Source organism: Acidovorax sp., assembly GCF_046291265.1.
In the GTDB taxonomy this organism is placed as follows: domain Bacteria; phylum Pseudomonadota; class Gammaproteobacteria; order Burkholderiales; family Burkholderiaceae_C; genus Acidovorax.
On record NZ_JBKBTV010000002.1, the window covers coordinates 99,599 to 120,420 of the forward strand.

Annotated in this window: 19 protein-coding genes; 11 read left to right on the forward strand and 8 right to left on the reverse strand. The window is 62.4% G+C overall.

Going from position 1 to position 20,822, the window contains the following annotated elements:
- Nucleotides 1-54: 54 nt before the first annotated feature.
- From ACK41V_RS01390 to ACK41V_RS01415, 6 genes are all read left to right on the forward strand, one after another.
- Nucleotides 55-621, forward strand: a complete 567-nt coding sequence (locus ACK41V_RS01390; protein ID WP_409776745.1) for a lipocalin family protein — start codon at nucleotides 55-57, stop codon at nucleotides 619-621.
- A complete protein-coding gene (locus ACK41V_RS01395; RefSeq protein WP_409776748.1) occupies nucleotides 618-1,637 on the forward strand; it encodes an NAD(P)/FAD-dependent oxidoreductase in 1,020 nt (339 codons plus the stop codon). Before ACK41V_RS01390 ends, ACK41V_RS01395 begins: the two co-directional genes overlap by 4 nt.
- 46 nt (nucleotides 1,638-1,683) lie before the next feature.
- On the forward strand, nucleotides 1,684-1,869 hold the full coding sequence (locus tag ACK41V_RS01400; protein WP_409776751.1) for a DUF2256 domain-containing protein: 186 nt from the start codon (nucleotides 1,684-1,686) through the stop codon (nucleotides 1,867-1,869).
- On the forward strand, nucleotides 1,866-3,188 hold the full coding sequence (locus ACK41V_RS01405) for a DASH family cryptochrome (RefSeq protein WP_409776754.1): 1,323 nt from the start codon (nucleotides 1,866-1,868) through the stop codon (nucleotides 3,186-3,188). Before ACK41V_RS01400 ends, ACK41V_RS01405 begins: the two co-directional genes overlap by 4 nt.
- Entirely contained in the window at nucleotides 3,185-4,735 is a 1,551-nt protein-coding gene (locus ACK41V_RS01410; protein WP_409776757.1) for a cryptochrome/photolyase family protein, read from the forward strand. Before ACK41V_RS01405 ends, ACK41V_RS01410 begins: the two co-directional genes overlap by 4 nt.
- A gap of 298 nt (nucleotides 4,736-5,033) precedes the next feature.
- Nucleotides 5,034-5,747 (forward strand): SDR family NAD(P)-dependent oxidoreductase, encoded by a 714-nt coding sequence (locus ACK41V_RS01415; RefSeq protein ID WP_409776759.1) that lies wholly within the window; start codon nucleotides 5,034-5,036, stop codon nucleotides 5,745-5,747.
- A gap of 145 nt (nucleotides 5,748-5,892) precedes the next feature.
- Here ACK41V_RS01415 and ACK41V_RS01420 read toward each other — a convergent pair whose 3' ends face one another.
- Both ACK41V_RS01420 and ACK41V_RS01425 read right to left on the reverse strand, forming a co-directional pair.
- Nucleotides 5,893-7,569 carry a response regulator gene (locus ACK41V_RS01420; RefSeq protein WP_409776762.1) on the reverse strand — a complete coding sequence of 559 codons (1,677 nt, stop codon included), beginning with the start codon at nucleotides 7,567-7,569 and terminating at the stop codon, nucleotides 5,893-5,895.
- An 11-nt stretch (nucleotides 7,570-7,580) separates the two neighbouring features.
- Complete coding sequence (locus ACK41V_RS01425) at nucleotides 7,581-9,116, reverse strand: ATPase domain-containing protein (RefSeq protein WP_409776764.1); 1,536 nt, start codon at nucleotides 9,114-9,116, stop codon at nucleotides 7,581-7,583.
- A gap of 335 nt (nucleotides 9,117-9,451) precedes the next feature.
- Between ACK41V_RS01425 and ACK41V_RS01430 the strand changes: the two genes are divergently transcribed.
- The gene (locus ACK41V_RS01430; protein ID WP_409776767.1) at nucleotides 9,452-10,333 is read left to right on the forward strand and encodes a lysophospholipase; all 882 of its coding nucleotides are present in this window, start codon (nucleotides 9,452-9,454) and stop codon (nucleotides 10,331-10,333) included.
- A 188-nt stretch (nucleotides 10,334-10,521) separates the two neighbouring features.
- On the opposite strand, the gene ACK41V_RS01435 is transcribed toward ACK41V_RS01430, so the two are convergent.
- From ACK41V_RS01435 to hemH, 6 genes are all read right to left on the reverse strand, one after another.
- A complete protein-coding gene (locus ACK41V_RS01435) occupies nucleotides 10,522-12,432 on the reverse strand; it encodes an AAA family ATPase (protein ID WP_409776770.1) in 1,911 nt (636 codons plus the stop codon).
- Nucleotides 12,419-12,871, reverse strand: a complete 453-nt coding sequence (locus tag ACK41V_RS01440; RefSeq protein WP_409776773.1) for an ABC-three component system middle component 5 — start codon at nucleotides 12,869-12,871, stop codon at nucleotides 12,419-12,421. Before ACK41V_RS01440 ends, ACK41V_RS01435 begins: the two co-directional genes overlap by 14 nt.
- Nucleotides 12,872-12,912: 41 nt before the next feature.
- Entirely contained in the window at nucleotides 12,913-13,458 is a 546-nt protein-coding gene (locus ACK41V_RS01445; protein ID WP_409776776.1) for an ABC-three component system protein, read from the reverse strand.
- A gap of 5 nt (nucleotides 13,459-13,463) precedes the next feature.
- Entirely contained in the window at nucleotides 13,464-13,649 is a 186-nt protein-coding gene (locus ACK41V_RS01450) for a hypothetical protein (protein ID WP_409776779.1), read from the reverse strand.
- Between the two features lie 265 nt (nucleotides 13,650-13,914).
- Nucleotides 13,915-16,413 (reverse strand): Lon protease family protein, encoded by a 2,499-nt coding sequence (locus tag ACK41V_RS01455; protein ID WP_409776782.1) that lies wholly within the window; start codon nucleotides 16,411-16,413, stop codon nucleotides 13,915-13,917.
- A 125-nt stretch (nucleotides 16,414-16,538) separates the two neighbouring features.
- A complete protein-coding gene (gene hemH / locus ACK41V_RS01460; protein WP_409776785.1) occupies nucleotides 16,539-17,651 on the reverse strand; it encodes a ferrochelatase in 1,113 nt (370 codons plus the stop codon).
- A gap of 150 nt (nucleotides 17,652-17,801) precedes the next feature.
- Here hemH and ACK41V_RS01465 point away from each other — a divergent pair, with 150 nt between their 5' ends.
- Genes ACK41V_RS01465 through ACK41V_RS01480 form a run of 4 tightly spaced genes read left to right on the forward strand, consistent with a single transcriptional unit; the run spans nucleotide 17,802 to nucleotide 20,811 of the window.
- Nucleotides 17,802-18,473 carry an amino acid ABC transporter permease gene (locus ACK41V_RS01465; protein ID WP_409776788.1) on the forward strand — a complete coding sequence of 224 codons (672 nt, stop codon included), beginning with the start codon at nucleotides 17,802-17,804 and terminating at the stop codon, nucleotides 18,471-18,473.
- 12 nt (nucleotides 18,474-18,485) lie between these two features.
- Nucleotides 18,486-19,139, forward strand: a complete 654-nt coding sequence (locus tag ACK41V_RS01470; protein WP_409776791.1) for an amino acid ABC transporter permease — start codon at nucleotides 18,486-18,488, stop codon at nucleotides 19,137-19,139.
- A 49-nt stretch (nucleotides 19,140-19,188) separates the two neighbouring features.
- Entirely contained in the window at nucleotides 19,189-19,995 is an 807-nt protein-coding gene (locus ACK41V_RS01475; RefSeq protein ID WP_409776794.1) for a transporter substrate-binding domain-containing protein, read from the forward strand.
- Nucleotides 19,996-20,031: 36 nt separating this feature from the next.
- A complete protein-coding gene (locus ACK41V_RS01480; RefSeq protein WP_409776797.1) occupies nucleotides 20,032-20,811 on the forward strand; it encodes an amino acid ABC transporter ATP-binding protein in 780 nt (259 codons plus the stop codon).
- Nucleotides 20,812-20,822: the final 11 nt, after the last annotated feature.

Sequence of the window (20,822 nt, forward strand, 5' to 3'; positions counted from 1 at the left end):
AGGGGCGCAGCACTGAGTTACCATTTGGTTTGTTTTATGACTGATTGGTAATTTATGCCATTGCTGTTCGCTTGGGGTCGCCGGTCCGCGCTGGTTTGGTCCGCGGCTTTATTGTTCGCGCTTGCGGGTTGTTCCTCGGTCAGCCCGCCGCCCGGCATTACACCCGTCACCCCCTTTGACCTCACCCGCTACGAGGGCCGCTGGTACGAAGTCGCCCGGCTCGACCATTCGTTTGAACGCGGCATGACGGACGTGAGCGCCACCAACCAACGCCAGTCTGACGGCAGTGTGCGTGTGCTCAACCGGGGCTTTGACACCGGCAAGAACGAATGGCGCCAGGCCGAAGGCAAAGCCAAGTTCACCGGCGACGCGAACACTGCCTCTCTCAAGGTGTCGTTCTTCGGTCCGTTCTACGGCGGCTACCACGTGGCCTCACTCGATGCAGACTACCAATGGGCGCTGGTGGTGGGGCCCGACCGCAGCTATTGCTGGATTTTGTCGCGCACCAAGCAGCTGTCTGCGGGTGTGCGCGAGCAGCTCACCGCCCGCGCCAACGCTTTGGGCATCGACACCCAGGCACTGATATGGGTGACCCACAACCGCACCGACCCACAGCCATGAGCCATGTTGCGCCCCACACCATGGCTGTCGTCGGCGCGGGTTTGGCGGGCTTGTCATGCGCGCAGGCCTTGCTCCAGGCGGGCCATACGGTGCATGTGTTCGACAAGGCCCGTGGCCCCTCGGGCCGCATGAGCACGCGGCGCGCTGAGGATGAACACGGCCCCTGGCAGTGCGACCACGGCGCGAAATATTTCACCGTCCGCGACGCGGCCTTCCGTGCCGAGGTCGCCCGGTGGCAGCAGGCGGGCGTGGCTGCGGTGTGGGATGCCCGGCTGGCCAGCTTTGACGGCAACGCCTGGACCACATCGCATACCCCGATTGAGCGATTTGTGGGCACGCCCCGCATGACATCGCCCGCCGCATGGCTGGTGCAAAACCTGGGCGAGCATGCGCTGGCGCAGTGGCAAACCACCGTGCAGCGGATCGAACGTTCTGAGGACAGTTGGGTCGTCATCTCCGCAGAACACGGCCCACATATCCAACGTTACGACGCCGTGCTGCTGGCGGTGCCTGCCCCACAGGCCGTACCGTTGCTCAAGCCGGTGGCGCCTGCAGGCGCTGCCGTGGCCACCAGCGCCCGCATGCGCGGCAGCTGGGCGGTGATGCTGCGATATTCCAGCCCCGTCGTCATGCCGTGGGACGGTGCCTTTATCAATACCGGCCCGCTGCGCTGGGTGGCGCGCGACAGCAGTAAGCCGGGCCGCACGGGCGCAGAGACCTGGCTGCTGCACGCCAGCCCCGAGTGGAGCGAAGCGCACATGGAAGACAGCGCCGAGTCCGTCACTGCCGCGCTGCTCGCTGCCCTTGCGGCCCTTTCCGGCTTCACCGGCCCTGCACCTGTGGCCGCCACGGCCCACCGCTGGCGCTATGCCGACACTGAAGCGCCACTGGCGCTGGGCGGCTGGTGGGACGCATCGCTGCGCGTGGGCCTGTGTGGCGATTGGTTGAATGGCGGCAAGGTCGAAGGCGCCTGGCTCAGCGGCCAGGCACTGGCTGCGCAAGTGCTGCAGGCCTGACCGCTTCCCAGATTCCACATCTCACGTTCCACTCACGTCCGCCGCTATGCGCATGCGCAAAAAACACGATCTGCCGCAGAAGACCTGCCAGCACTGCGGCCTGCCCTTCACCTGGCGCAAGAAGTGGGAAAAGGTGTGGGACGAGGTGAAGTTCTGCTCGGACCGCTGCCGCAGCGAGCGCAAGCGTGGTGGTAGCGCAGACGACGGCTCAGCCGGGGAGGGTGCCGCATGAGTACCGTCCTGTTCTGGTTTCGCAGTGACCTGCGCTTGCACGACCAGCCAGCGTTGCAAGCCGCCCTCCACAGCGGTGCTACCCATCTGCTGCCCGTGGTGTGCCAGCCGCCCGTGGATGAGCCCACCCCCTGGGGCTTTGCCCGCGTGGGCCCACACCGCCAGGCGTTTGTGGCCGCTGCGCTGCGTGACTTGGGCGCACGCATGGCAGCGCTGGGCAACCCGCTGCACGTGTGCCACGCCGCGCCCGCCACGGCATTGCCTGTGCTGGCGCGCGCCGTGGGCGCAACGACCGTGGTGTGTGAAGACATCGCAGCCCCCCATGAGCAGGCCGAGGTAGCAGCCTTGCGCGCCGCCGGATTGCAGGTGCACACCGTGTGGCATAGCAGCCTGCTGCAGCCTGCCGACATGCCCTGGCCAGCGTCGGACCTGCCCGCCGTGTTCACCCCGTTTCGCCAAGCGGTGGAGCGCGCGCACATCACGCCCTCGGCACCGTTGCCCGCGCCCGCATCCCTGCTGCTGCCTCCTCGGGTGCCCCCCGATGTGTGGCAGGCCGTGGGCGCAGAGCCTGCAGGGGCAGATCAAGGTGCTGCCGCAACCGACAACCCCGGCGGGCGCGACCCGCGTTCGTCCTTCCCCTACGGAACCCCTGCTTTCAATGGTGGCGAGACCGCTGGGCTGGCCCACCTGGCGCAGTACCTGGCCCGCAAGCTGCCCCACAGCTACAAGGCCACGCGCAACGGCCTCACGGGGCTGGACTATTCCAGCAAGTTCTCGCCCTGGCTGGCCACCGGCGCGCTCTCGCCCCGGCAGGTCTACGCGGATCTGAAAATTTTTGAACGCGACCACGGCGCCAACGACGGCAGCTATTGGTTGTGGTTTGAGCTGCTGTGGCGCGACTACTTTCGGCTACTGCACTTGCAATATGGCGCCGCGCTGTATGGCGCGCGGGGCCTGTCTGCACTGCCCCCGGCCCGGCACAACGCGCAGGGCTTTGAGCGCTGGTGCCAGGGCCGCACTGGCGAGCCGCTGGTCGATGCTGCCATGCGCGAGCTGGCGACCACCGGGACCTTGAGCAACCGCCTGCGCCAGGTGGTGGCCAGCTACCTCATCCACGACCTGCACAGCGACTGGCGCGCGGGCGCAGCGTGGTTTGAATCTCAACTGGTGGACTACGACGTGTACAGCAACCAGGGCAATTGGCTTTACATCGCCGGGCGCGGCACCGACCCGCGCGGCGGCCGCCGCTTCAACCCCATCAAGCAAGCGCAAGACCATGATGCCGACGGCATTTATCGTCGCATGTGGGGCACGTTGTGAACACGCCGCCGCCCCGCGCCCACACCCTGCGCCTGCTGCTGGGCGACCAGCTCAACCCAGAGCATTCGTGGTTTGCCGCGCGCGACGAGGGCGTGGTCTACGTGCTGATGGAAGTGCGGCAAGAGACCGACTACGTGCTGCACCACGCGCAGAAAATTCTGGCCATCTTCGCCGCGATGCGTGACCTGGCCCGCCAGCTGCGTGAGGCGGGACACCGCGTGCGCTACGTGGCCATTGACGACGCCAGCAACCGCCAGTCCATCCCCGACAACCTGGCCGCACTCATGGCGCACTACGGCGCGCAGCAGTTGCAGTACCAGCACCCTGACGAATGGCGGCTGGACGAGCAATTGCGGACCTGGGGCGCAGAGCAGCCTTTTGAGGTGCAGGCCGTCAGCAGCGAGCACTTCTACACCACCCGCACCGAAATGGCCGAGGTCTTCAAGGGCCGCAAGCAGTGGCTCATGGAACACTTCTACCGCCGCATGCGCCAGCACCACGGCGTGCTGATCGACGCAGCGGGCGAGCCCGAGGGCGGCCAGTGGAACTACGACCACGACAACCGCAAGCCCTGGTCCGGCACTCCGGAACTGCCGCCCGACGCGAGGCCTTCACACGATCACACCGCCTTGTGGGCAACGATCGAAGCTGCGGGCGTCAAAAGCTTTGGCAACCCCCAGGCAGCCCAACTGCGCTGGCCGCTCAACCGCGCCGAGGCGCTGACGTGGCTCGATCACTTTGTCACCACCACGCTGCCGCACTTTGGCGCGTATGAAGACGCCATGAGCACGCGCAGCACGCGGCTGTTCCACTCGCTGCTGTCGTTCGCGCTCAACACCAAAATGCTGCGCCCGCAAGAGGTGGTGCAACGCGCCCAGGCCGCGTACCACGCAGGCACCGCACCCTTGCCAGCGGTAGAGGGCTTCATCCGTCAGATTTTGGGCTGGCGCGAATACGTGCGCGGCATCTACTGGGCCCACATGCCCGGCTACGACGAGCGCAACGCCCTGGGCCACAGCACGCCGCTGCCCGAATGGTTCTGGACCGGCCACACCCGCATGCGCTGCCTGCAGCACGCCGTGGGCCAGTCGCTGGAGCATGCGTATGCCCACCACATCCAGCGCCTCATGGTCATCGGCAACTTTGCGCTGCTGGCGGGGCTCGACCCCGCCGCCGTGCACCGCTGGTACCTGGGCGTGTACATCGACGCCTTTGAATGGGTGGAAGTGCCCAACACCGTGGGCATGAGCCAGTTTGCCGACGGCGGCCTGCTGGCCACCAAGCCCTATGTGAGCAGCGCCGCCTACATCGACCGCATGAGTGACTACTGCAAAGGCTGCTACTACGACAAGAAACTCAAGGTGGGTGACCGCGCCTGCCCTTACAACGCGTTGTACTGGGACTTTTTTGCACGCAATGAAGGCGTGCTGGGCAACAACTTCCGCCTTGGCATGGTGTACCGCCAACTGCAGAAGATGCAGGGCCCACAGCTCGATGCGCTGCGCGAGCATGCGGCCAGCCTGCGCACGCGGCTGGATGCGCTGTAGCCGCCGCCATGCTCACCGTTTGCCACCCTCCGTTCGCCCTGAGCCTGTCGAAGGGCGGCCCCAATCCCCGGCTTCGACAGGCTCAGCCCGAACGATGGGTGAATGAACAGGAGACCCAAGGCCAAGGTGCAATTCCACCCGTTCGCCCTGAGCTCGTCGAAGGGCTACCTCAGAGCTCCCAAACCGTTCAGCCTGAGCTTGTCGAAGGCAACCCCAGGCCCTGGCTTCGACAGGCTCAGCCCGAACGGTGGTTGTTTGCACAGAGACATTGACCCAGATTGACCCAGAGGACTCGACCATGCCCACCCCATCCCTCCAGTCACTTCCCCACGGCTACCGCGCCCTCGTCATCGGCGCCGCCGGCGCCATCGGCAGCGCCTTGCTCGCCCACCTGCAGGCCGACCCGCGCTGCGCATTGGCTGTGGGCGTGGGCCGCCACACCACCCCGTCGGTAGACCTGGACGACGAGGCCACCATTGCCCACGCCGCCCAACACTTCAAAGCCCAGGGCCCGTGGCGCTGCATCATCCACGCCGCGGGCATGCTGCACGGCCCCCATGGCCTGCCAGAAAAACGCCTGGGCCAGCTGAACTACGCACAGATGGAGGCCACATTTCGCACCAACACCTTCGGCCCCGCACTGGTGCTGGCGCACTTTGCGCCGCTGCTGCCCAAACAAGAGCGCAGCTTGCTGGCCGTGCTCTCCGCCAAGGTCGGCAGCATTGGTGACAACCGCCTGGGCGGCTGGTACAGCTACCGGGCGTCCAAGGCCGCGCTCAACATGCTGCTCAAAACAGCGTCGATTGAAGTGGCCCGCACCCACCCGCTGGCGGTACTGGCGGCGCTGCACCCGGGTACGGTCCGTTCGGCTTTGTCGGCGCCGTTCAACGGGGCAGAGATTGGGCGGGCGCCAGCCGATGCTGCGGGGGATTTGTTGCGGGTGCTGGACGGCCTCAGCGCAGAGGCGACAGGCGGTTTTTATACCTACAACGGAGATCCGTTGCCCTGGTGAAGCTTGGCTTGTTTGCTATGGTTTTGATATGCAAGGTCGTTTACCATCAAGCGCTAGCGGCCAATTTGGCTTAAAAATGGCCGCGTTGAACGGGCTGGGTGGCTGTGCGGTGCCGGGCAGCTACAACCCCCAGGTTTGCTATCACTTAGCCGCGAGATCTTCCACGCGCAAGCTCTGAACCCACCGCCGCGTTCAGCGTCTCCAGGTCAAATGGCTTCTTCAGCACCGACTGCACCCCCACCAGCTTTTCCACCTCTGCCATGTCCGCGTGCCCCGTGGCCACCAACACCGGAATCTGCGGATAGATCTCCCGCGCAGCTGTGATGAATTGGGCGCCGTTCATTCCGGGCATCAGGTAGTCAGACATCAGCAAATCTGGCATGCGGCGCCGCAACTCTTGCAAACCACTCTCGCCGTCGCAAGCCTCGCGCACGCTGTAGTTCAGCAGGCGCAGCCCCTCGGCAATGCCTTGCCGCACCGCCACATCGTCCTCCACCACCAGCACCTCGGTGCGCGTGGTGGTGTTTGGTCCATTGCCGCTGGTAACAACGCTTTCGGGCGCGTCGCTGACCTCCAGCGGTTTGACTTGCGGAAACCGCAGTTTCACGGTGGTGCCCAGGCCTTCGCGGCTGACAATTTCTGCGCTTCCGCCCGACTGATTGGCGAAACCGTAGACCTGGCTCAGGCCCAGGCCTGTGCCCTCGCCATCGCCCTTGGTCGTAAAAAACGGGTCAAAAACCTTCGCCTGAATCGTCTCGGGGATGCCGCAGCCGGTGTCTTGCACGCTGATCTGCACCAGCGGGCGGTTCTCGGCGCTGTTCAGCAGCTCGGTGCGCACCGTCAAACTGCCGCCATCCGGCATGGCGTCGCGCGAGTTGACGGCCATGTTCAGCAGCGCCATTTCCAGCTGCGCACCGTCAATCAATGCCCACGCCTCGCCCTCGCACACGTCAATCTGCACCCGAATCTTGGAGCCCACCGACACCTCGATGAGTTCTTGCAGACTGTTCACCATTTCATTCACGTTGTGCATGCGCGGCAGAAGGCTCTGGGCGCGTGCAAAAGACAGCAACTGCGCCGTCAGCCGTGCACCGCGGTCCACAGAATCTTTGGCGCGGCGGGCGTAGTCGGTGGCCCGGCTTTCGCTGGACAACCGCATGATCAACTGCAGATTCAGGCTGACCGCGTGCAGCAGGTTGTTGAAGTCATGTGCAATGCCTCCCGTCAGCCGCCCAATCGCTTCCAGCTTCTGGCCCTGAACCACGTTGGACTGAATCCGCTCGCGGTCCGCAATCTCGCGCATCAACCGGTCGTTGGCGCCCGCCAAGTCACTGGTCCGCTCGGCGATGCGGCTTTCCAGCTCGGCGTTCAGCCGCTCCACGGTCTGCTTGCCATGCTCAATATCGGTCAGGTAGCGCCGCGCGGCATATTGCCGCACACGGGCTCGCAGCGCCGAACGGGTGGCGCTGAGCAGCGTGTCGGGGTTCAGCGGGCGTTCCAGAATCACCAGATTCCCAAGTTCCTGCATCGATCCCGCCGCATGAAAAGAGCGTTTGCTGGACTGGCGCATGGCCAGCACCACAAACGGAAAATCCGACCACGCCGGTTGCCGAATCAAGAAGTCGCGCAGCGCCTCATCCAGTCCGCCCGCCAGCACCTCCTCCGTCAAGATGGCGGTGGCAGCGGTGCCCAGCTCCAGCTCGCCCAGCAACGCTGCCGCATCACGGCACACCACACATTCAAAGGTGTCCCGTTGCAGCACCGATGCGATGACCGCGGCGTCGCGGCCATGGGGCGCAAGGATCAAGACGCGGCTTTCCATTGCGGCCGCTTTCATCGCGTGGGGGCGGCGACATCCGTGTCACCCAACAAGGCCTGTCGACCCGTATATTGCGCAGCGCCCGCGAGTATTCCGTGGAAGTCCGTCAACGGCTCGCCAATCTCCACACCATTGGGGCCCAGGCGAAACTCGCGAATGGTGGATTCGTGCTGCAGCGTGCGGCTCTTGATGACCGAAATCGCTTTGAGGAAGTTGCCACGCGCTTCAAAGAAACGGTAATGCACCATGGCATCGCTGAGGTAGCTCAGGTCAATGTCCGACTTCATGTCGCCCACAGTGCCGTGCAGCGACAAAATGATCAGCGTGACGATGCCCCGAGCGTTCAGGTAGGCCAGCAATTCATGCATCTGCAGCAGCAGAGATTTGCCCCCCGGCATGGCTTGCAGGTACGAGTTGAGGCTGTCCAGCACCACCAGCTGCACGCCATCTTTTTCTACCGCGTCGCGCACGGCGTTGGCAAACTGGCCGGGCGATACCTCAGCCGGATCAAACGACCGGATCAAAAGGTGGCCCGAGGCAATGAACGTATCCACCTCCAGCCCCAGCGCGCGCGAGCGCAGGCGCAACGTGTTCAGCCCTTCGTCAAACAGGTAGTACGCCACCCGCTCGCCCCGTTGCAAGGCAGCAATGGCGCAACTGGTGGCGGTGGTGGTTTTGCCCACACCCGCCGGGCCGGCCAACAACAGATTGCTACCCGGCGAAAGCCCGCCCCCCAGCATCTGGTCGAGTGCAGCGGTGCCGGTGGACACGGGCTGCGCATTGAACGATTGCCCATGTTCGCCCGCCACCAGCCGTGGAAACACCTGCAGCCCGCCACGTTCCAGGTTGAAGTCGTGCTCACCGCTTCTGAACTTCACGCCACGCAGCTTCACCACACGCAAATTGCGTTTGTCCGGGCCGTAGTCTCTGGCGTTTTGATTCAGATGCACAACACCGTGCGCGATGCTGTGCAACTGTTGGTCTCCCTCGCCCGACGACTTGTCGTCCAGCATCAGCACCGTGCAATCCAGCTGGGCGAAAAACCGCTTCAAGGCCAGTATCTGGCGGCGGTATCGCAAAGAGCTTTGCGCCAGCATGCGCAGCTCAGACAAACTGTCAAACACAACACGGTGCGGTTTGAGGTCGCCCACCAGCCGCATCACCGCATTGGTCGTCTCCCCTAGTTCAAAGTCCGACGGGTGCAGGATGGTCTGCTCGGCTTCTTCACTCAAACCCTCTTCGCTCACCAGGTCGTAGATCTGGATGCCATCCAGCGCCCAGCCATGCGAATCGGCCACCTGCGTCAGCTCTTCCAGCGTCTCCGACAGGGTCACGTACAAGGCGCGTTCGCCTTGCTCGCGGCCCTCCATCAGGAACTGCAGCGCCAACGTGGTTTTGCCCGTGCCCGGGCTGCCTTCGACCAGATACAGGTGCCGCTTTGGCAGCCCGCCGCTCAAGATGTCATCCAGCCCGGCAATACCGGTGGAGGCCAAGGCATGCGGTTGCTGCTGCTGTTGTTGCTGCGGAGGGAGGTGAGAACTGTTCGACAAACGCTGTCCTTTCAAAAGTCCGCGACCCGGGTGCGTGGGCTCTGGCAACGTGGAGCAGAGCGCGGGCAAACGATGAAGCGTGGGAGCGCGGTAGGGGCGCAGATTCAAAACCGTTTCGGTTTCTTTCTGCACTTACCCGAGGCCGCTTGAGGCACTGCCCCGACTATCTCTGAGGGAGGCGGGGTAGTCGGTCAGTCCATTTCGGTATTGAAAGAGCGGCGGCTCCTACAGACGCTATGGGTTGGGCGGGGCAGTATTAATGATGGTGGCAGAGGTGGGCGCAGAAGGCGATGTCGTCGCGACGCGCAGACCAGACCCCGTGCCAGAATGAACCGATGAGCACCACCACCTCCTCCTTCCAGTCCGACGCAGACAGCACCCAGGTCACCACCTACACCTGGGCCGAAACCTCCGGCAAACCTGCGGGCGTTGTGCAGATCTCTCACGGGCTTGCCGAGCATGGCGAGCGCTACGACCGTTTTGCACGGGCGCTGAACGCCGCAGGCTTCATCGTCCACGCCGTGGACCATCGCGGACACGGGCGCACTGCCGGTGGTCGGCTGGGGGACTTTGGCAGCGCTGGTTTCAGCGGCCTCATTGCCGACGTGGCCCAGTTCGGCGCCTTGCTGCGCGCACAGCATCCCGGCCTGCCGCTCTTCCTGTTCGGCCACTCCATGGGCTCGTTCGCAGCGCAGGCGGCGATTCTGGACCACGCAGCCACTTGGTCCGGCGTGATCTTGTCGGGCTCCACCGCCCTCGACCTGTTGGCCGCCGCCATGGCCAACGCCCCCGCCGACGCGCCCGCCGGGCTCGCAGCATTCAACGCCGGGTTTGAACACCGCACCGGCTACGAATGGCTGTCGCGCGACGCTGCAGAGGTAGACGCCTACGTCGCAGACCCCTGGTGCGGCTGGGACATGCCGGACGATGTGATCCCCGCGCTCTTCGCGCCCGCCCCCCGGCTGGCCGACCCCGCGCTGCTCGCGCGCATCCGCAGCGACTTGCCCATCCTGATCGCGTCAGGCGATGCGGACCCGCTGGCTGCAGGCGGGGCATTGATTCAGCAACTGGGGCAGCGGTATCGGGATGCAGGTGTGGCCGATGTGACGGTCAAGCTGTACCCGGCGGCTCGGCATGAAATCTTGAATGAGACGAATCGGGATGAGGTGACGGGGGATGTTGTGGCGTGGTTGCGGGAGCGTATGGAGGTGGCGTAGTTGATGCTCGACGCCATTGTTGCGATCTGGTCGATGCTTGCTTTAGGCTGAACACGGTCCTTTGCGGGGGGGGGCTTGCAAATGACGACTACCAACTTATCGAAGCCACTCTGTGCCCCATCGTTTCGTCTTTAAGCCACTTGGTGAACAGCTGTCTTCCAATGGCGTGATTTCGCTCTAGAAAGTGATCACTGCAGAATCTGGATGGCGCGATCGTCTTCGGTGAATTCTCGACCCACAACAAATTCATCGTTATCCAGCTCTGGGGTGATTTGTGAGGTGGCCATGATTAGCTGGTACTCCACATCGTAAGTTGCACACTCTTCCGCAATGATTCGTTGCAGCAAGTGAGACCGAGCAAGCTCCATCCCGCCGTCCTCAATGCCATCCAGGACCAAAAAGCGCGGAAACCGCATCGACTTGATTTTGATAGAGGCACTCAGCAGTGCTACATGGAAGAGTAGACGAAGCACTACCGTCGAGCTCTCAGAGAAGCGGTCAGATCCATCAACAGCCACTTTGTTATCAGTAAAGCTGAAATGCACGTTCTGGGCCGTCTTGAACTCAGCTTGACGGTAAAGGTCCTTTCGTAGCAAGCGACTCAACGTGCTTGAAATCTGGGTAGAAACCTCGCGTTTGAGATTTTCTTGGACGTCCTCAAGCACTGTAATTTTGAGCTCCAAGTCATCAATTCGCTCGACAAGAGAATCCCGCTTTTTCTTCAGCTCTTCGATGACGCTAGCTAGTCGCTGGTTCTCATATAGGCCCTTGATCTCTTGGTCGAGTGCTCCCGCTTCGCGGGAAGCGACCTCAAGAGCTATCTCCAAGTCACTGGACCAAGATTCCGCTGCAGAACTGTATTTCCTCCCGAGCTTGTTTAATTCTTGGCGCAATGAAGGCAACGCTGCTCGTAGTGCTTGAACTTCATCAGCACCCCGCTTCGCAATTGATTGAGATTCCTTAAGCTGCAAACGCAACTCATTTTTCATGCGCAGAAGTTGAGCATCGCCAGCCGGGCCACTAATCGGACTTTTACACAGAGAACAAGAACCTTCAGCAGACTCGATAGATTTAACTTCCGCGAGACAGCATGGACAAATTTGGAAACTCAGTCCACCGAAGTATTTTCTCGCCTGCTCAGATTCTTCGAGACTAACTAACCTCGAACTCAGTTCCAATACAAACTCATTGGTGTCGGCGAGTTCTGCTTCCTTCTGCGCAACTTGGTCCAGAGCCGAAGTAAGAGCCCTTTTGGCTTCGTCCAACTCTTTCCGGGCCGGAGCCTCGTCACTCTTACGCTTCGTATCCTCTTGTATCGTTCTCTCTCTCTTCAGGCGCGAGATCTCTTTGTGAAGGACTTCGCGACGGCTCTCCGCTTCAATAATCTGCTGCCCAAAAAATTCAATTCCAATGTCTTGCTTTGATTTTGCTAAGACAGTGAAAATACTTCGTAACTCAGACTCTGCGCTGCTTAGGTCTTTCTCTAGTTCACGCTTTTCAAGTTGGGCAGAGTAAAGGGTATCGTCGTAAACACCTGAGATATAGTTGCCCACTGTCTCTCGAGTTAGCGCGCTATCCCAATTGTCATTTCTAAAAATTGGTTGATGCAACGATGGCTGGTCTGCATAAATCACGCGAAGAAACTGGTGCATAGTCAGATTGGAAGCGCCGTCTCCTTGTGCCTCTGGCATTCCCAATGCCAAAAATATGCTCTGCGTAAAGCCGAGTTTATTTTCGCTTCGCTTATAAGGGTACAACTCCCAGCCTTGGAATGCCGATGCTTCAGCGTCAGACAACTTTCCCCAAAAGATGTACATAGGGCGCTGCCGCTCTTCGCTAATTTGCCTTTTAAGAGTTACTCGGCGACCATTTAGCGACACTTCAGTGACGACGAAGTCACAAAGCAAGGCCTGTTTCTTCCAGGGTATTTCTTCGGAGCCTAAGCCGAATGCCAGAAAGTCGAGCGTGGTAGTTTTGCCAGAGCTGTTGTGCCCCTTGATTATGTTCAGGCCAATATGGAAACTTTCACTCAATACAACGTAACCGTCCTTCAGGACACGCAGCTCATTCACGACGAGTGTGGGCTCAAATCGGGTCATATCGGTATTCCATCAGTCCTGAACGCTGTTTGAGGCCGCCAGTGCCTCGCAATGGCAACGCACTCAACTGCGTCATTACAAAATTCATAAGCATGCCCGTTTGACTCGAAGAGTCCGGCAGTGGGCGGCTGAACTCATCAGGAAGGGTTCGATTTGTACGACTGATAATTCCCTCTTCGAGTTTTTTCGAATCGAAGACATCCGAAGCAACCAAAAGTCGTGTGGCGGAGTTCTGTATTTGCTCAAGGTCGTGAAAGGTCCTAAGCGAGCTGACCGGGCCTCTAAATTTATTCTTGGCCTCCTTTGCTACCGCTCGAATGCCCTGAAGATTTTGCGGGAGCGCGATTTTTGCAATTTCCGCCGGAAAGCAAAGGTAGAAATCAAGAATTCTCAATTTTGAATATTCAAGCTCTCTAACTGTTTGCGTCAGAATCGTCATGCGATAAATGCAGTGATAGGCGTCAAATGCTGGATGATAAATTAGCATTTATCCCACCTAATGTGGCAGTTGCCGCCGAGGAAGTAGAGCATGCCCAAAACGTCTATTGAGGTTATTTGCAGATCGTTCTCGCCGAGCATTGCATTGGTTGGGGCCAATACCTTTTCACTAATCAGTGCTTCTACATCAACAGGCGATTGGCCAGCCTGGATGGCCGGTCTTACATGCTGCACAAACTCCGTGTGAATGAAACTCAGAATGTGAGTAATGATGTCTTGCGTGACAGGTGAAGTTTGCCAGCGTGCAATAATCATTGCGGCACGTTGCTTCCACAGCAAAGCTTCTGGAATCATATATGCGCGCCCGCTTTCGGTTAGCTTTGCTTCCAAGCCGCGAACATCGAAGGTCGCCGCTGCAGTGTAGTGCTGTAGGAGGTCGGCGATATTGGACTTGTGGGCAGAGGATTGCTCAGCGTCACGAAATACTTCATACAGGTGGGATAACGACGTTGGCTGGGTGTTGTAGACCTTTTTAATGCCAACGACGATGTCTTCCCCAGCCTTATTGTCTGTGACGACGACCGACATTTTGGTCAACGCTTATTGTGCGAGTTGGTCGTCTTGTTGCCGACAATAATGTCGCCGCCTGCTTGGTTGTTTTTCACGACGGTGTGGGAATTATTCGAATTGCGCTTAATGACGAGCTTCAGAGCGATGCCCGCCGCAGCGATCACACCAAGGGCGGCCAGCGCCCACTTACCAATTTCCGTCCAGTCCATAGTCTCCCTCTGCGCAACGTTTGATTTGAATTGCTCACCACTCGGTCTTACGGAGCATAAATCAAAATGTTACATCTGAGGGCAAATTGATGCCAAAGTACGAGCGATCCGAATCTGTCCGCTTATGCTGAAAAATCATGTTTTCGCCCAGAGGCGCTAACCGCTACGGAGCGGAAATCGTGAGGTCGCGGTGTAATTACGGCCAATAGGCCGCTGCCAAGTAGCCAGAACCCAGGCCATTCAATCTCCTGGGTCACTGACCCATCTACCGACCCCGAACCCCTCGCCCCCTCCGCGCAGCCCCCGCGATCTGACAAGCGCGTCGGTAGGCGCGCAAGGTCAACTCCGCCCGCTGCATCACGGTGTCTTCCACCGCAGCAGCGCGGTCGGCCAGCTCATCAGCCTGGGCCTGCAGCAGCTCCGCCGGGCTCATCCCCGACGCCTCGCCCGTCAGCAGCGCAATCCCTTCGCTCACATGCCCCATGGTGTAGACGTGGAACAGGCCTTGCTCCACCGCGGTCAGGATGGGGCGCTCCAGCATCAGGTGGCGGCGGTTGCGGGCGGGGATGAGCACGCCCTGCGTGCCGTCCAGGCCCGCCATGGCGCAGGCGCGGAACCAGCCTTCGATCTTTTCGTTGATGCCGCCCACGGGCAGCACCTCGCCGTGCTGATTGAGCGCGCCGGTCACCGCAATGCCCTGGCGCAGCGGCAGGCCTGACAGGCTGGACAGCAGCGCATACAGCTCGGCGCACGAGGCCGAGTCGCCCTCCACGCCGCTGTATTCCTGCTCGAACACTATGGACGCGTTGAGCGCCAGCGGCGCCACGTGGCTGAACAGCGCGGTGAGGTAGCTGTGCAATATCAGCACGCCCTTGTCGTGGATGGGGCCCGACATATCGACTTCGCGCTCGATGTTGAGCAGGCCCTCTTGCCCGGCAAAGGTGCGTGCGGTGATGCGCACCGGAAAGCCGAAGCGGTAGTCCCCCAGGTCGACCTGCGTCATGGCGTTGATCTGGCCGGTGATGGAGCCTGCCAGCGTGATCAGCCGCTCGCCTTCGGTGATGGAGTCGTGCAGTTCTTCTTCGGGCTGGTTGTGGCGCTGGGTGCGGGCGGCCAGGGCGGCTTGCACGTCGGGTGCTTGCACCAGCACGCCGCCGCGTCGCGTCTTGCACAGCGCGGCGCTTTCGATGACCAGCGCCTCGGTGTGCGCAAAGCGTGCGCTCTGGCGGCCCTGGTCGTCGGCCTCGCGGTGGGTTTGCTCCAGCAGCAGGGCCACTGCGTCGGGCGCGAAGTGGGGCAGGCCACGGCGTTTGCAGCAGTGCGCCACAAAGATGGCGGTGGCGTGGTGGGTGGCGGGGGTGGCGGCAAAGTGGTCTGAAAAATCCACCTTCACACGAAAGCGGCGCGCGGCGTCGGGGTCGGCGTCCTGCAGCGCGTAGTACTCGTCCACCGATCCGATCAGCACGATCTTCACATCCACGTCCACGGGCTCGGGCTGCAGCGCCACCGCGCCGCCGGGGCCATGGCCGGGGCTGCCGCCGCCACCTTCCTCGATCTGCAGGCGGCCGCAGCGCAAAAAGCGGCGCAGGCGTTGCCACAGGCCTTCTTCAGCAGCTAGGTCGTGCAGGTGCAGCAGGATGAAGCCGCCATGCGCCTTGAGCAGGCTGCCCGCGTGCACGCTGGAGTGGTCGGCCTGCACGGTGTCGGCATCCGAGCCGTGTTCGATGCTGCCAAACAGGGTGCGCAGCGTGGGGTTGTCCTCCACCACCACGGGGGCGGCCGTGCGGCCGTGGTTGTCGACCACCAGGTTGACCTGGCAGCGGGCCAGCAGCTCGTCGAGGGCGTCTTTGCGGTCGTCTTCGGCGTCGGCCACCTGGTCATTGCTCGGGTCACCGTCGCCGGGTTCGAACAGGTCGATGTGGTCCAGCACGGTGCGCTCTACCTGGTCGAGCCATTGGGTGAGCTTGATGGCGTCTTTGATCTGCTGGCGCAGGTTTTGGCGCAGGCTGTGCAGCGCGTGGTCGACCAGCGGCTTGACGGCCTGGCGGCGCAAGGTGGTCAGGGCCTCGTCGCGGGCGCGCTCCAGGGGGCGGGCGGCGTCCAGAAAACGCGCTATCTCGGTGCGCAGGGCCTGCTCGGCAATGTCGATCTCGGCGCGGCGCTCGCGGGGCAGGGCGCGGGCCTCGCCTTCGGTCAGCGGCTGGCCTTTGGGGCCCGTCAGCGTGAAAACCATGTGGCCGCCTTCGCGCGACAGGCGAAACTGGCGCGCCTCGGCAAACGCATCCAGCACGGCAAAGGCCTCGGTTTCTTGCGTGTGCCAGGCTTTTTCGATGCGCTCTGCGTCCGCCTTGAAGTCGGGGCTGGTCAGGCGCTTGGGGATGTCGGCCTGCAGATGTTTGGCCATGTCTGCCATGCCTTGGCGCAATTGGCGACCCTGGCCTGCGGGTACGCGCAGTGCGCGGGGCCGGTCGGGCGCGTCAAAGTTGTGCAGGTAGCACAGGTCGGGTGGCACCACGCGCTCTGCCGCTGCGGCCTGCATGGCCTGGCGCAGCAGCGACGCGCGGCCGCTGCCCACTTCGCCCAGCGCGAACAGGTGGTAGTCGGGCTGCTGCATCGCCAGGCCAAACTGCGCGGCGGCCTGGGCGCGCTCCTGGCCGATCCAGGGCAGAGGCAGGTCTTGCAGCTCGGCCGTGCTGGCAAAACCCAGCGTGGAGGGGTCGATGGCGAGGCGCAGTTGGTGGGGGGCAAGGGCAGAAGCGGGCATCGGTGCGGGTGTGGGAGAGGGCAGAGTCACCGAAGTGGGTCTGTGATCTCAGAATATGAGTCAAATTGGCCTCTAGCGCTTATTGGATAAGCGCTAGCAGCTATAAAAATAGTAGTAACTGCCAGTCAGTGTGCCACGGGGCACACGCCTGCGGGGGCGCCGCCCGCCAGCGCGTGGCTGCGCGCATCGGCCAGCGCTGCAGCGGTGGGGGCCTCGGTGGGCCAACCCGCCAGGTGCTGCTGCGCCACGCGGCTCAGGGCAGTGATCCAGTGGTTGTTGTCGTTCAGGCACGGGATGTAGTGAAACTCCTGGCCGCCCGCGTGCAAGAACGCCTCGCGCACTTCCATGTTGATTTCTTCCAGCGTCTCCAGGCAGTCGCTGGTGAAGCCGGGGCACACCACGTCCACCCGCCGCGTGCCCGCTTTGCCCAGTGCCTCGATGGTGGGCTGGGTGTAGGGCTCCAGCCACTTGGCTTTGCCAAACCGCGACTGGAAGGTGATGCGGTAACGGTCCTCGCGCAGGCCCAGGCGCTCGGCCAGCAGGCGGCCGGTCTTGCGCGATTCGCAGTGGTAGGGGTCGCCCAGGTGCAGGGTGCGTTCGGGCACGCCATGAAAGCTCATCACCAACTGGTCGGGCTGGCCGTGGTGCTTCCAGTGGGTTTCGATGGTGCGGGCGAGCGCGTCGATGTAGCCGGGGGCGTCGTGATAACGGTTCACAAACCGCAGCTCGGGCACGTTGCGCGTGCGTGCGGCCCAGGTGTAGACGGCGTCAAACACGCTGGCCGTGGTGGTGGCCGAATACTGTGGATACAGCGGCAGGATGAGGATGCGCGTGGCGCCCTCGGCCTTCAACGCATCGAGCTGGCTGGCGATAGATGGGTTGCCGTAGCGCATGGCGTGGCGCACCAGCACCGCGTGCCCCGCTTCACCCAGCCAGCCGCGCAACAGCGTGGCCTGCTTGGCCGTCCACACGGCAAGAGGCGAGCCCTCGGGCGTCCACACGCTGGCGTATTTGGCGGCGGACTTGGCGGGGCGGGTGCGCAAGATGATGCCGTGCAGGATGGGCCACCACACCAGCTTCGGAATTTCGACCACGCGGTGGTCGCCCAGAAACTGCGCCAGATAGCGGCGCACGGCCGGGGCGGTGGCGGCATCGGGCGTGCCCAGGTTGCAAAGCAGCACCGCCGTGCGTTCGGCCTGGCCGTGGGTGAAAGGGGGTTCTGGCTGGAAAGAGGGCATGCGGCATTTTCACCCACGCGCCCGGCTGGGTCGATGCAGGGCTTTTGCAGCAGTGGCCGCGGCCTTTTTGCAATGCCTCGGGTAATCCCCGATGCGGCTATGAAACCGGTTTCATAAACTGCCCTCACTTTGGAATAACGCCTCTTCACCGTGAATTACCAGTTTCAGTTCGATGCCGTTTTTGCCGCGTGGCCCTTGTTGCTCAAGGGCACGTGGACCACCGTGCAGTTGTCGCTCACGGCCACGCTGCTCGGGCTGGTGGTGGCCATTTTTTGCGCCTGGGGCAAAACGGGCGGGCCGGGTTGGCTGCGGTTTTTGATCAACGCGTACATCGAGGTCATCCGCAACACGCCGTTCATCGTGCAGCTGTTCTTCTTTTTCTTTGCGCTGCCCTCCATCGGGCTGCGCTGGTCGCCGTACACCGCGGCGCTGACGGCCATGGTGGTCAACCTGGGCGCCTATGCAGCAGAGATCGTGCGGGCGGGCATCGAGTCCATCCCCAAGGGGCAGATCGAGGCGGGCAAGGCGCTCAACCTGAAGCCGTGGGAGATTTTTCGTTTTGTCATCCTCAAACCCGCGCTCAAGGCTATTTACCCGGCGCTCACCAGCCAGTTCATCTTGCTGATGCTGAGTTCGGCCGTGGTGTCGGTGATCTCGGCGGACGACCTGACATCGGTGGCGGCCAATCTGCAGTCGCAGACCTTCCGCAGCTTTGAGATCTACATCGTGGTGGCCGCCATTTACCTGCTGCTGGCGATGACGTTCTCTGCGCTGTTCAAGCTGATTTACCAGCGCACGCTGAACTACCCCGACCGCCGCTGAGGAATCTAGGCCATGCGTACTTTCGGACTCTCCGAGTTTCTATTCATCGTGCAGGCCGCGCAGTGGACGCTGGCGCTGTCGGCTATTGCCTTTGTGGGCGGGGCGCTGCTGGGGCTGCTGGTGGCGTTGTCGCGCACGTCTGAAAACGCTGTGGCGCGCAATGCGGCGCGGGCGTTCATCCAGGTGTTTCAGGGCACGCCGCTGCTGCTGCAGTTGTTCCTGATCTTCTTTGGTGCCCCGGTGCTAAGGCTGGATATCAACCCCTGGGTGGCTGCCGGTGCAGCGCTGGTGCTGAACAGCGCGGCGTTCCTCGCAGAGATCTGGCGCGGCTGTATCGAAGCCGTTCCCCGCGGCCAGTGGGAGGCCGCGCAGGCCCTGAGCCTGAGCTACATCAACCGCATGCGGTTTGTGGTGCTGCCCCAGGCTTTCAAGATTGCGCTGCCGCCCACGGTGGGCTACATGGTGCAGATCATCAAGGGCACCTCGCTGGCGGCCATCATCGGTTTCACCGAGATCACCCGTGCGGGCCAGATCATCAACAACGCCACGTTCCAGCCGCTGCATGTGTTCACCACCGTGGCCGCGCTGTACTTCGTGATCTGCTGGCCGCTGTCGCTGCTGGCAGCGCGCATGGAGCGCAAGCGCGCACGGGCTTTTGCGCGCTGACTTTTTATTTTTCCGCTGCCCTTTCATACCAACCTTCTGGAGACATGCCATGACTTTTTCTTTGCACCGCCGCACTGCCACCGCCGCTTTGGCCGCCCTGGGCCTGGGCGCCGCCCTGACAGCGTTTACCCCGCTGGCGTCGGCCCAAAGCGTGGACGACATCAAGAAGAAGGGTGAGATCACCATTGGCATGCTGGTGGACTTTCCGCCCTACGGCACCACCAATGCGCAAAACCAGCCCGACGGCTACGACGCCGACGTGGCCAAGCTGCTGGCCAAGGAGCTGGGCGTTAAGGCCAACATCGTGCCGGTGACCGGCCCCAACCGCATTCCCTTTTTGCTGACCAACAAGGTCGATGTGCTGGTCGCCTCGCTGGCCATCACGCCCGAGCGCGCCAAGCAGGTGCAGTTCTCGCAGCCCTATGCAGCCGCCACCATCGTGTTGTACGGCAAGACGGGCGCCAACATCAAAAGCGCGGCGGACCTGAAGACCGTGCGCGTGGGCGTGGCCCGTGCCAGCACCCAGGATGTGGCCGTGACCAAGGCCGCGCCTGAGGGCACCGAGATTCGCCGCTTTGACGACGACGCATCGGCCATGCAGGCGCTGATCTCTGGCCAGGTGGATGCGATTGGCTGCTCGGTCACGGTGGCGGCGCAGATCGCCAAGCGCGTGCCGGCCAACACGTTTGAGAACAAGTTCAACCTGCTGCAGCAGGCCATGGGCATTGCCATGCGCCCCGGCCAGGAAGACCTGCACAAGGCTGTGAACGAGTTCGTGGCGCGCAACACCGCCAACGGCGAGCTGAACAAGCTGTACCAAAAATGGCTGGGCGCAGACCTGCCCAAGCTGCAGTAAAGCCAACGCCAGACCGGACAGCACAAGGAGCCATTGATGAGCGACGCAGTCACGACCCCGGCGGGCACCCCGCCGATCATCCGCATGGAAGGGGTCAACAAGTGGTACGACAGCTTTCAGGTGCTGACCGACATTGATCTGTCGGTGCGGCCTGGCGAGCGCATCGTGATCTGCGGGCCATCGGGCTCGGGAAAATCGACGCTGATCCGCTGCATCAACCGGCTGGAGACAGTGCAAAAGGGCCTGATCGAGGTCGATGGCATTGAGCTGACCGCGGGCGGAAAGAACGTGGATGCCGTGCGTGCCGAGGTGGGCATGGTGTTCCAGCAGTTCAATCTGTTCCCGCACCTGACCATTCTCGAAAACTGCACGCTGGCGCCCATGCGCTCGCGCGGCATGAACAAGGCCGAGGCCGAAGAGGTGGCCATGAAGTACCTCACGCGCGTGCGCATTCCTGAGCAGGCGCACAAGCACCCCAGCCAGCTCTCAGGCGGCCAGCAGCAGCGGGTGGCCATTGCGCGCGCGCTGTGCATGGCCCCCAAGGTCATGCTGTTTGACGAGCCCACGTCGGCACTCGACCCTGAAATGGTGAAGGAAGTGCTGGACACCATGATCGGCCTGGCCGAAGACGGCATGACCATGCTGTGCGTGACGCACGAGATGGGCTTTGCCCGCAGCGTGGCCGACCGCGTGATCTTCATGGCCGACGGCAAGATCCTGGAGCAGGCGCCGCCCGAGCAGTTCTTTGGCCAGCCCCGGCATGAAAAGACCCGACAGTTCTTGGGCCAGATTTTGAGTTCGCACCACGCGCATTGAGGCAGGCCCGG

What these genes read in the sequence shown, in the direction of transcription:
- ACK41V_RS01440 (WP_409776773.1), bottom strand. Translation starts at nt 12,871, where the DNA reads ATGACGATTCTGACGCAAACAGTTAGAGAGCTTGAATATTCAAAATTG.
- ACK41V_RS01450 (WP_409776779.1), bottom strand. Translation starts at nt 13,649, where the DNA reads ATGGACTGGACGGAAATTGGTAAGTGGGCGCTGGCCGCCCTTGGTGTG.
- ACK41V_RS01455 (WP_409776782.1), bottom strand. Translation starts at nt 16,413, where the DNA reads ATGCCCGCTTCTGCCCTTGCCCCCCACCAACTGCGCCTCGCCATCGAC.
- ACK41V_RS01430 (WP_409776767.1), top strand. Translation starts at nt 9,452, where the DNA reads ATGAGCACCACCACCTCCTCCTTCCAGTCCGACGCAGACAGCACCCAG.
- hemH (WP_409776785.1), bottom strand. Translation starts at nt 17,651, where the DNA reads ATGCCCTCTTTCCAGCCAGAACCCCCTTTCACCCACGGCCAGGCCGAA.
- ACK41V_RS01475 (WP_409776794.1), top strand. Translation starts at nt 19,189, where the DNA reads ATGACTTTTTCTTTGCACCGCCGCACTGCCACCGCCGCTTTGGCCGCC.
- ACK41V_RS01420 (WP_409776762.1), bottom strand. Translation starts at nt 7,569, where the DNA reads ATGGAAAGCCGCGTCTTGATCCTTGCGCCCCATGGCCGCGACGCCGCG.
- ACK41V_RS01395 (WP_409776748.1), top strand. Translation starts at nt 618, where the DNA reads ATGAGCCATGTTGCGCCCCACACCATGGCTGTCGTCGGCGCGGGTTTG.
- ACK41V_RS01415 (WP_409776759.1), top strand. Translation starts at nt 5,034, where the DNA reads ATGCCCACCCCATCCCTCCAGTCACTTCCCCACGGCTACCGCGCCCTC.
- ACK41V_RS01435 (WP_409776770.1), bottom strand. Translation starts at nt 12,432, where the DNA reads ATGACCCGATTTGAGCCCACACTCGTCGTGAATGAGCTGCGTGTCCTG.
- ACK41V_RS01470 (WP_409776791.1), top strand. Translation starts at nt 18,486, where the DNA reads ATGCGTACTTTCGGACTCTCCGAGTTTCTATTCATCGTGCAGGCCGCG.
- ACK41V_RS01390 (WP_409776745.1), top strand. Translation starts at nt 55, where the DNA reads ATGCCATTGCTGTTCGCTTGGGGTCGCCGGTCCGCGCTGGTTTGGTCC.
- ACK41V_RS01400 (WP_409776751.1), top strand. Translation starts at nt 1,684, where the DNA reads ATGCGCATGCGCAAAAAACACGATCTGCCGCAGAAGACCTGCCAGCAC.
- ACK41V_RS01480 (WP_409776797.1), top strand. Translation starts at nt 20,032, where the DNA reads ATGAGCGACGCAGTCACGACCCCGGCGGGCACCCCGCCGATCATCCGC.
- ACK41V_RS01445 (WP_409776776.1), bottom strand. Translation starts at nt 13,458, where the DNA reads ATGTCGGTCGTCGTCACAGACAATAAGGCTGGGGAAGACATCGTCGTT.
- ACK41V_RS01405 (WP_409776754.1), top strand. Translation starts at nt 1,866, where the DNA reads ATGAGTACCGTCCTGTTCTGGTTTCGCAGTGACCTGCGCTTGCACGAC.